Source organism: Intrasporangium sp. (assembly GCF_039812505.1).
Lineage (GTDB): Bacteria > Actinomycetota > Actinomycetes > Actinomycetales > Dermatophilaceae > Intrasporangium_A.
In genome coordinates, this window is record NZ_JBDIAQ010000137.1 from 1 (window position 1) to 9616 (window position 9616).

A 9616-nucleotide genomic window follows, 5' to 3' on the forward strand; every position below is an offset into this window, starting at 1 on the left:
ATCGGCTACTGGGGCGGCATCCCCTACGGGGGCGGGATCGGCGGCAGCCCGCTCAGCGAGTACCTCGTGCCCGGGCGCGGTGGGCGGATGCCGGTCAGCGTCACGATCGAGGACCCGGCCCGGCGCGCCAGGGACCTGCCCCGCAACCCGGTCGTGGCCGTCCTCGACACGGTCGTTGCCCGGCACCCGTGGTTCACCGACCCGAAGCGGGTCCTGCGCCTGGCCGTGTCGGACGGCGAGCTGGTGCCCGACGAGGCCGCCGCCGCGCCGACCCCGATGAACCTGCTCACCGGTGAGGCGCCACCGGTGCAGGGACACGGCACCTTCATCGCCGGCCTGATCCGGCAGGGCTGCCCGGAGGCGACGATCCTGACCGTCCCGGTGATGAACGACGAGGGGGTGGCCGAGGAGGGCGACGTCCTCGACGCCCTCACGGCGCTGCTCAACCGGCACGTCGACGGCCAGGACGGCAACCGCCCCGGCGACTGCGTCGACGTCGTCTCGCTGTCCCTCGGGTACTACGCCGAGGACAGCTCCTACCTCTCCAGCCCGGTCAAGCAGCTGCTCGACCGCTTCGCCGAGCACGGCATCCTCGTGGTCGCCGGGGTCGGCAACGATGCGAGCACCCAGGCCTTCGTCCCCGCCGCCCTGGCGCAGGACCCGCCCGCCCGGATCACTGCTTCGAGCCGGCCTCCGCTGGCCAGCGTCGGCGCCCAGAACCCAGACGGCACGAGCATCGCGCTCTTCTCCAACGAGGAGCCGGTGGTCAGCGCGTGCCGGCCGGGCGTCTCGGTGATCAGCACCTACCCGCAGGTCAACGGCGCCGGTGAGCCGACGGTGGTGACCGGCGCGAACGGCCGGCGGCGCACCGTCGACCCCGACGACTACACCGGTGGCTTCGCGGCCTGGAGCGGCACGTCCTTCGCCACGCCGGTCCTGGCCGCGGAGTTGGCCGCGGAGCTGGCCGCCACGGGCGATCTGACCGACGTCACCGACGAGGCCATGCGCAGGCGCGCGGTGCGCGCCCTCAAGGAGTGCCTGGCACGAGGTGGGCCGGCAGCGAGCGGGCCGGCGGGCAACGGGCCGAAGGGGAGCGGGACATGAGCCCCGCGGCACGCGACGGCGTCGGCACCCTGTCCGGCCAGGCGTTCGCGGACTACCTGGCCGGCGACCGGCAACGGCTGGCCGACCTCGTCGACCTGGTCTCCCCCGTGCTGTGGCACGCCGCCCGCGCACAGGGCGCCGGCGCCTCGACGTGCGAGGACGCCATCCAGACGGCGCTGCTCCAGCTCGTCGACCACGCCGAGACGATCAAGGAGCCGGCGGCCGTGCTGGGCTGGCTCGTCGTCGTGGTCAAGCGCGAGGTATGGCGCCTCGTGCGTGGTGAGCGCCGCGAGGTGGGCGTCGAGGAGGTCCCGGATACCCCGGCCCGGCAGCTGGACCCGGAGTCGCAGTCGATCCTCAGCGAGCGGCAGCGGCTGCTGTGGCAGCACATCTCGCGCCTCACGCCACGTTGCCAGGAGCTGCTGCGCGTCATCGCCTTCGCCGAGCGACCCGACTACGCCCTGATCGCGACGTCGCTGGGCATGCCGATCGGCAGCATCGGCCCGACCCGTGGTCGGTGCCTCGACAAGCTGAGGGTCGCCCTCGGCGCTGACCCCGGATGGGCGGTCTGACATGTCCCACAACGACGCCATCGACGAGCGCGACCTCGCCACTCTGGGCCAGCTCCGCGACCTCTACGCCCATGTCGACCCGGTGCCTGCCGGGCTCGGCGAGCGGCTCAAGTTCGCCATCACCGTACAAGCCCTGCACGCCGAGATCGCCGAGCTGACCGAGTCGGCGCTGCTGGCGACACGGGGCTCCGGCACCCACGTCGAGCCGACCCGGATCGAGTCCGTGACCTTCTCGGCGCCCTCCGTGGGCCTGATGGTCTCGGTCGGCCAGAGCGAGGGTCACGAGGACCTGGTGCGGATCGACGGCTGGGTCACCCGGCCGGGCGCCGCGGTGGAGGCGGTCATGCAGGACCGCGCAGTGACGGCCAATTCCGATGCGAACGGCCGCTTCGTCGTCCATGATCTACCTCATGGGCCGATTCATTTCGTGATCAGGGTCGACCCGTCCGACCCGAGGACGCGGCCGGTGATCACCCCCACGATCGAGGTGTGACCCGGCCCGGAGTGACGAGGTGAGGCAGCGATCGTCGACCTGCTCGAGCACGTGCGTGCTCTCCGGGACCAGGCTGCCGCCGACAACAGTGCGGGTCGCCCGGTGGATGCACAGCGCGCGCTGCGGGCCGCGCTCGCCGCGATCGACCGGGGCGGGGCGGGGGTGGCCCGGTCCGACCTGCTCACGATGCGCTGCAAGACGCTGACCACGCTGGCCCTGACCGACTTCCTGCTCTCGGGCCTGCCCGCCGCCGAACGCCGCTTCGCCCAGGCGTCGCGGGTGGTCGCCGAGCTCGGCGACGACGACCTGGGCGCGCGCCTGGCCTACCAGCGCGCCAACGTGCACGGGCGGGCCGGCGACCTGGCGTCGGCCTCGGACGGCATCGAGGCGGCCGTGGCGCGCCTGTCGGCGTTCACCCCGGTCGAGCGGTGCTCGGTGTTCCTCAGCCGCGGCATGCTCGCGCTCGAGACCGGCGACCCGGACCTGGCCCTGGCCTCCTTCCACGAGTCGGCGACCATCGCGGAGACGAACGGTTTCCTCGCCCAGGCGCAGATGTCGCGCCACAACGAGGGCTTCGCCCGTTATCTGCTCGGGGACCTGCCCGGTGCCCTGACGACCATGGCCGAGGCCGCCGAGATCGAGACGGACTTCTCGAACGCCCCACCCCTGCTGGACCGGGGTCGGGTGCTGCTCGAGGCGGGCCTCGTCTCGGAGGCGGTCGAGGTGCTGCACGCCGGCGCCCGGAGCGTCACGGGGGTGGCCGGCGACGGACAGGACCAGCTGCGGGCGGAGTTCGACCTCGAGCTGGCGCGGGCCGAGCAGCTGCACGGCCGCCGCGACCTGGCGGCCGAGGCGGCGGACCGGGCACGGGCGACGTTCGCCCGCCTCGGCGCCACCGCCTGGGCCGGGCGGGCGAGCCTGGCCGGCCTGATGGCCGCACTCGACCAGCAGGCGCGCCATCGCGACGCCGGGGGCGCGCGGTCGCTCGGCCACCGGACCGCCCGTCGGGCCGACGCGCTGGTGCGCACGGCCACCTCGCTCGGCGACCTTCGGCTGGCCGACAACGCCAGGGTCGCCGCCGCTGCCGCGCTCTTCTTCGCCGGCGACCTGACCGCGGCGCAGTCCCGGCTGACGGCTCGCACCGCCCCTCCCGTGTCGCTCTCCGACGAGCTGAACGTCAGTGGCGTGACGGCCGCGGTGCTGGCGGCATCCGGCGAACCCGGCAAGGCCCGGCGGCTGCTCTCCCGCGCGGCGCGCCGGCTCGAGGCGGGGCAGCGGGGCAGCGCGAGCCTCGATGTCCGGACCGCCCGGTCCATCCACGGCACGTGGCTCTGCAGCCTCGACCTGCGCCTCGCCCTCGCCCACGGGGCCCCGGCCGTCCTGGCCACGCTGGAGCGATGGCGCAGCGCGACGGACCGGTTGCCCTCCCTGGGCCGGCCGGCCGACGTGGAGCTGGCCGGGCTGACCGAGCGGCTCCGGCTCACCTACCGTCGGATCCGGGCGGAGGAGCGGCCCGACCCCGAGCTCGAGCGGGACGCCGCCCGGCTCCAGCTGCAGATCCGCGCCCGCGACTGGGCCCTCAGCGCCGGGGCCGGGTCGGCCAGCGGGGCGCCGATCCGCATCCGGGAGGCGCGTGAGGTGCTGGCCGACGCCGACCGCGACCTCGTCTGGCTCTTCGCGGTCGGCGACCACATGTGGGGGGTCGGTATCGTGCGCGGCCGAGCCACCATCAGACAGCTGATGCCGCTGGGCCGGGTCGTGGAGCTGGCCCACCGGGTCCGGGCCGACCTGCGGGTGGCCGCGACCCAGCGCCTCGGCGCGCTCGGGCCGGCCGTCTGGGGGTCGCTGCGCGGCGATGCCGCCGAGCTGGACGACGCGCTGATGCGGCCCTGGCGGCTCGCCGCCGCGGGCCTGGTCCTCGTGACGAGCCACGAGGTGTCCGCACTGCCCTGGGCCCTGCTGCCGTCCTTGGCGGGACGGCCGCTGACGGTGGCGCGCTCGCTGACTGCCTTCGCCCGGCGCGACGCCGGGTCCACCTCCCAGCCGGGCACCGGTCCCTGGAACGTGCACGTGAGTGTCGGGCCGGCCGTGCCCCGGGCCGGCGCCGAGGCCGGGGCGATCGCGGCGACCTGGGGAGACGCGGCCGTGGTCGCCAGACCGTCGCGGGCCCGCCTGCTCGTGGACGCCCTGGCCACGCCCGGTGTCGTGCACGTGGCCGCGCACGGCACGCACGAGGTGCAGTCGCCGCTCTTCTCCTCGGTCGCGCTGCACGACGGGCCGGTCTTCGCGCACGAGCTGCAGCCCACCGGGGTGCGTGCCGACCATGTCGTCCTGTCGGCCTGCGACGTCGGTTCGGTCTCGTTCCGCCCCGGCGAGGAGGCGCTCGGCCTGGCCGCCTCCGTCCTGGCGCTCGGGGCCCGTTCCGTCGTTGCCGCGGTCTCGCCCGTCCCCGACGCGGTGGCTGCGGCGGCGATGGTCGCCCACCACCGTGGCCTGGTCGCGGGCCGGTCCAGCGACGTCGCGCTCGCCGAGGCGATCGTCGCGACGGACCCGGTCGCAGCCGCCTTCCTCAACCTCGGTGGCCGCTTCGTGCCGTGAGCGCGCCAGGTGCCGTGACCCCGCGTCGACCGAGCGGCCGGAAGCCGGCTGAGCGGCCGCCGGTCTCGGTCGCCGGCAGCTGGCCTCGGGGTTCCCCAAGGGCGGGTCGGTGGCGCCGCCGACGACCGAAAGGTCATCGCAGTTTCCGCAAAGGTAAAGAGTTGTTCAAGAAATCGGGGTTCGCCCCGCCGGCCTGCCTCCGGGGCGAGAAGATGATCAGGACGTCAAGGAGACGAACCCCCTCCCCCAAGGCCTCTCCCCCCGAGGCGCCCTTGACGGTCAGTGCAGACGCGATTCTCCCGATCGCGCGCTCCCGGGCGAGGGGCGCGATGCTTCCCCCCAGCATCCCGTCCCTCGCCACTCGGGTTCTGGTGGCGTGGCATGGGTCTTGTGGCGGAGCCGGTATGCACCCGGCGGCAGGTCCGAGTGGAGTGACTGTCCACGGACGGGCCCGCGGCGGCGCGAGCTCAGGGGTTCGCGACCCGGACGGTCAGGGCCGCCGGCAGCACCCGGGCCGTGACGTCGCTGGACCTGGCCACGACGTCACCGTCGACCTGGACGGGCAGCAGCCGGTCGGTGGTCACCCAGATCCGCTCGCAGACCTTGTGGTCCAGCGTCGGGTGGCCCTTGCGGCGGCGGGTGAGGGCCCGCGCGATGACCGGTGCCCAACCGACGAAGCCCTTGGGCGAGGCGATCACGACGTCCAGCCGCCCGTCGTCCACCTGGGCGTCCGGCATCAGGACGAGACCGCCGAGCAGCCGACCGCAGTTGCCGATGATGACGGCCCTCGACCGGCGCTGGAAGCCGGGCTCGGCGTCGAGCCGGAAGGTGGCCCGGAACTCGGGTGAGACCAGGTGCTTGATCCCCGAGACGACGTAGGCGCCCCATCCGACGGTCGCCTTCAGGCTCTCGTTCGTGCCCTGCATGATCGCCGCGTCCATGCCGATGCCGGTCATCACGAGGAAGTGGTGGCGCTCCGGCTCGGCCTCCGTCTGCTGTGCCTCGGCTTGCTTCCCGTCCCCTCGGCGCGCGTCACCCGGCCGCGGCTGGCCGCTCCTGGGCCCGGTCCGCGCCGAACCGGTCCGCCCCGAGGGCCCGGCGTCGGCGGGCTCCTCGGTTTCGGCGCCATCCGGGTCGGCCGGCCGGGTGCGAGCAGGCGCGAGGACGAGCTCGCCCACGTCGATCCGGCGGTCGTGTCCGGTCAGCGCCACGCGGAGGGCCGCTTCGAGCGAGCCGACCGGCGTCTCGAGGTTTCGGGCGAGCAGGTTGCCGGTGCCGGCGGGCAGTATGCCCAGGGGCGTCTCGGTGCCGACGAGAGCCGAGGCGACCGCCCGCACGGTGCCGTCACCGCCCAGGCAGCACACCACCGCGGCCCCGGCACCGACGGCGTCCCGGGCCTGCCCGCCGCCGGGATCCTCTACCGTGGTCTCGTAGAAGCGCGGCTCGCCCCATCCCTCGTCCGCGCAGATCCGCTGCGCCTCGGCCCGCAACAGGAGCGCGTCGGGCACCTTGGTCGGGTTGAGCACGATTGCGGCGTGCCTGACCGGCAGCGGGGGGTCGTCGCGACCGGGATCGTCGGCGTGTGAGCGCCGCCAGCGAACGGTCCTGCCGGACAGGGGTGCCGGGGCGGCCGTCCCGAGCAGCACGGCGGCGGCGGTACCGAGGAGGAGGACGCCACCGACGACGATCCACGGCAACCACTCGCTGAGCACCGGACCACGGTAGCCGAGCGCCTGCTGCGGCCCCTCGTGGGTCATCCCGCCGCCGGCCGCCGCCGGTGGGGCCCGGTGGCGGGATCGCCAGGCGCCATACAGTGTCGGCATGGTTGACCCCGACGAGCTGACCGACCCCGGGCCCGTGACCGCCGACACCGCCGACTGGACGTGGGTGCTGGCCAGACGATGTCCGGACTGCGGGTTCGACCCCGACGAGGTCGGTCCGCCCGCCCTCGCGCAGGCCATCCGTGACGCCGGCCAGCGGTATGCCGCCGTGCTCGGCCGCCCGGACGTGCGCCGGCGTCCTGCGGCGGGCGTGTGGTCGCCGCTCGAGTACTGCTGCCACGTCCGGGACGTCTGCGACCTGATGCGGGGGCGGCTGGAGCAGATCCTCGCCGGCGCGGGCCGGGGGACCGTCTCGTTCGCCGACTGGGACCAGGACGCGGCCGCGGTGCGGGGTCGGTACTGGCGGTCCGACCCGGCCGTCGTGGGCGCCGAGCTCGCGGGCGCGTCCCGCGCGGCTGCGGCCGCCTTCGAGCGGCCGGCCGCCGGGCAGTGGGACTGGCCGGGACTGCGCAGCGACGGGTTCGGGTTCACCGCCCGAACCCTGGGCGGCTACCTCCGGCACGAGCTGACCCACCACCTGTGGGACGTGCGGGGATGACGACCAGCGGCTCGACCGGCCCACGACCCGCGGCTCTGCCCGTCCCGCAGATCGCCGACCCGCGCGAGGCGCCCCCCATCCGCTGGGGCATCCTGGGTCCGGGCGGGATCGCCCGGTCCTTCGCCACCGCGGTCCGGGAGGGCACCGCCTCGACCGTCGCGGCCGTCGGCTCCCGGGACACCGCGCGCGCGGCCGTCTTCGCCCACGAGTTCGACATCGAGCGGGCCTACGGCAGCTATGCCGAGCTCGTCGCGGACGAGCGGGTCGACGCGGTCTACGTCAGCTCCCCGCACTCGGAGCACCATGCCCACGCCCTGCTGGCGCTGCGGGCCGGCAAGCCGGTGCTCGTCGAGAAGGCCTTCACCCGCAACGCGGCCGAGGCCGGCGAGGTCCTCGAGACCGCCCGCCGGGCGGGCCTGCTGGCGGCCGAGGCGATGTGGAGCCGCTACCTGCCGCACTACGACGTCCTGCGCCGGGCGGTGGTGGGCGGGCTGGTCGGCGAGGTCGTGCACATCCTGGCCGACCACTCGCAGCGCCTGTACCCCGGTGGCCCGGCCCGCCTCGCCACGCCGGAGCTCGCCGGCGGCGCGCTGCTCGACCTTGGTGTCTACCCGGTCAGCCTGGCCGACCACCTGTTCGGCGGGCCGAGCGAGGTCACCGCCCGGGCGCGGCTGACCGACCGCGGCGTCGACGCGAGCACCGCCGTCGTGCTGGGCCAGCCCGGCGGAGCACTGGCGCTCCTCTCGGCCTCGATGCTCGCCGCCGGACCGTGCACCGCGACGGTGACCGGGACGCTCGGGCGGCTCGAGCTGGCGAGCCGGTTCTACGCGCCGACGACCATCCGGTGGCGTGCGCCCGACGGTACGGTGCTCGCCGAGCGGGACGGCGGTCCCGCGTCACACGCCCACGGGTTCGCTTACGAGGCAGCAGAGTTCGCGCGCTGCCTCGTCTCGGGCCGACTCGAGACCGCCTCGATGCCGCACGCCGCGACGCTGCGGGTCATGGCGACCATGGACGAGGTGCGACGCCAGGTCGGAGTCACCTTCCCCGGCGAGTGACCACCACCAGGGGTATGCCGCTGGGCCGGCGTCCGGCGGCATACCCCCTTCCCGTCGGGCTGAGCCGGCGGCTCTGGCCGGGCGGCGCTCCGGCGTCTACGCTGGTCCCCACCACGGCCCGTGGCGTCAGTACCGTCCGCCCGAAGGAGATGGTGCCGTGCAGTCCGGTGCGGGGGCTCTCCTCGACGGCTCGCTGCGCACCCACGCCCTGAGGCTGACCCGCGTCTGGGCGTCCTGGCTGGAGACGCAGTCCGGGGACCGGTACCAGCTGCCCGTGCGCGACCTGCCGGTGCGCGACCTGGTGGTGCGCTCGTGGGAGCGCACCCGCGCCCTCGGCGTCGACCCCGAGCAGGGGCAGGCCCCCGAGCCGCTGGCCCTGGCAGAGGTCGAGCGGCGGCGGCAGGCGTCCGGGCTCGGGCCCGTCGTCGACGTGCTTCGCACCGCGCTCATGGCGGGCATGGCAGACACCCAGCAGGTCATGATCGTCACCGACCCCGACGCCGTCGTGCTGTGGCGGGAGGCCGCCAACCCCGTCCGGCACCGGGCCGACCGGCTGGGCTTCACCATCGGGGCGCGCTGGTCCGAGCGGAGCGTGGGCACCAACGCCATCGGTACCGCCCTGGCCGACGACGCCCCCGTCCAGCTGTTCGCCGCCGAGCACTTCGTCAAGAGCCACCACGCCTGGACCTGTGCGGCCAGCCCGGTCCGCGACCCGCGCACGGGGGTCGTGCTCGGGATCGTGAACGTCTCCGGGCCGGCCGCCACGTTCCACCCCATGACGATGGCGCTGGTCTCCACCGCGGCCCGGCTGGCCGAGTCGACCCTGTGGTGCGCCCACGAGCAGCGGCTGGGGGCCCTGCGCCAGGTGGCCGCGCCGATCCTCGCGCGGATCGACGGTCCCGGGCTCGTCATCGACGACCACGGCTGGGTGGCGGCCGTCTCGGGGCTGCCGCCGTGCGAGCGGGTCGCGGCCCCGGCGCCGGGCGAGCCGGTGGCCGTGCACGGCCTGGGCGCGTGCTGGCCCGAGCCGGTACCCGGCGGCTGGCTGCTGCGGGCCGGTCACGGCGCGAGCCGGTCCGCCGTCACCCTGCGGCTGGTCCGGGCCGGCCCGCAGATGCGGCTGCACGTCACGACCGCCGGACCGCAGGGCGAGCTGTGCTGGGAGCAGGCCATCTCGCCCCGGCACGTCGACATCGTGACCGCGCTCGGGCGTCATCCGGACGGGTTGGACGCCGCGGGCCTGGCCGGCGTGCTCTACGGCGACCCGACCCGGGTCGTGACGGTGCGCGCGGAGATGGCCCGGCTGCGCCGCGTGCTCGGCGGGCTGATGCTCGCCCGGCCGTACCGGCTGGCGTCCGGGGTCGTGCTGGCCACGGCCGACTGACCTGTTCGGACCGACCCACCGGACGCGG

General features: G+C 75.2%; 8 protein-coding genes. 7 read left to right on the forward strand and 1 reads right to left on the reverse strand.

Going from position 1 to position 9616, the window contains the following annotated elements:
* From WMI84_RS14610 to WMI84_RS14625, 4 genes are all read left to right on the forward strand, one after another.
* A partial coding sequence (locus WMI84_RS14610) for a S8/S53 family peptidase (protein ID WP_347354406.1) occupies positions 1 to 1104 on the forward strand: 1104 nt, incomplete at its 5' end.
* Positions 1101 to 1676, forward strand: coding sequence for a sigma-70 family RNA polymerase sigma factor (locus WMI84_RS14615; RefSeq protein WP_347354408.1), 576 nt, complete (start codon positions 1101 to 1103; stop codon positions 1674 to 1676). The genes WMI84_RS14610 and WMI84_RS14615, both read left to right, overlap by 4 nt.
* A gap of 1 nt (position 1677) precedes the next feature.
* On the forward strand, positions 1678 to 2169 hold the full coding sequence (locus WMI84_RS14620) for a carboxypeptidase regulatory-like domain-containing protein (protein ID WP_347354410.1): 492 nt from the start codon (positions 1678 to 1680) through the stop codon (positions 2167 to 2169).
* A gap of 102 nt (positions 2170 to 2271) precedes the next feature.
* On the forward strand, positions 2272 to 4767 hold the full coding sequence (locus WMI84_RS14625; RefSeq protein ID WP_347354411.1) for a CHAT domain-containing protein: 2496 nt from the start codon (positions 2272 to 2274) through the stop codon (positions 4765 to 4767).
* A gap of 467 nt (positions 4768 to 5234) precedes the next feature.
* Here WMI84_RS14625 and WMI84_RS14630 read toward each other — a convergent pair whose 3' ends face one another.
* The gene (locus WMI84_RS14630) at positions 5235 to 6590 is read right to left on the reverse strand and encodes a diacylglycerol kinase family protein (protein ID WP_347354413.1); all 1356 of its coding nucleotides are present in this window, start codon (positions 6588 to 6590) and stop codon (positions 5235 to 5237) included.
* On the opposite strand from WMI84_RS14630, the gene WMI84_RS14635 reads away from it, so the two are divergent.
* The 3 genes from WMI84_RS14635 (at position 6589) to WMI84_RS14645 (ending at position 9588) form a co-directional block, all read left to right on the forward strand.
* The gene (locus WMI84_RS14635) at positions 6589 to 7146 is read left to right on the forward strand and encodes a DinB family protein (protein ID WP_347354415.1); all 558 of its coding nucleotides are present in this window, start codon (positions 6589 to 6591) and stop codon (positions 7144 to 7146) included. The two genes, WMI84_RS14630 and WMI84_RS14635, sit on opposite strands and share 2 nt — an antisense overlap.
* Positions 7143 to 8204 carry a Gfo/Idh/MocA family oxidoreductase gene (locus WMI84_RS14640; protein WP_347354417.1) on the forward strand — a complete coding sequence of 354 codons (1062 nt, stop codon included), beginning with the start codon at positions 7143 to 7145 and terminating at the stop codon, positions 8202 to 8204. Before WMI84_RS14635 ends, WMI84_RS14640 begins: the two co-directional genes overlap by 4 nt.
* A gap of 157 nt (positions 8205 to 8361) precedes the next feature.
* Positions 8362 to 9588 (forward strand): GAF domain-containing protein, encoded by a 1227-nt coding sequence (locus WMI84_RS14645; protein ID WP_347354419.1) that lies wholly within the window; start codon positions 8362 to 8364, stop codon positions 9586 to 9588.
* The last annotated feature ends 28 nt before the right edge of the window (positions 9589 to 9616 follow it).

What these genes read in the sequence shown, in the direction of transcription:
- WMI84_RS14640 (WP_347354417.1), top strand. Translation starts at nt 7,143, where the DNA reads ATGACGACCAGCGGCTCGACCGGCCCACGACCCGCGGCTCTGCCCGTC.
- WMI84_RS14630 (WP_347354413.1), bottom strand. Translation starts at nt 6,590, where the DNA reads ATGCCGACACTGTATGGCGCCTGGCGATCCCGCCACCGGGCCCCACCG.
- WMI84_RS14635 (WP_347354415.1), top strand. Translation starts at nt 6,589, where the DNA reads ATGGTTGACCCCGACGAGCTGACCGACCCCGGGCCCGTGACCGCCGAC.
- WMI84_RS14620 (WP_347354410.1), top strand. Translation starts at nt 1,678, where the DNA reads ATGTCCCACAACGACGCCATCGACGAGCGCGACCTCGCCACTCTGGGC.
- WMI84_RS14615 (WP_347354408.1), top strand. Translation starts at nt 1,101, where the DNA reads ATGAGCCCCGCGGCACGCGACGGCGTCGGCACCCTGTCCGGCCAGGCG.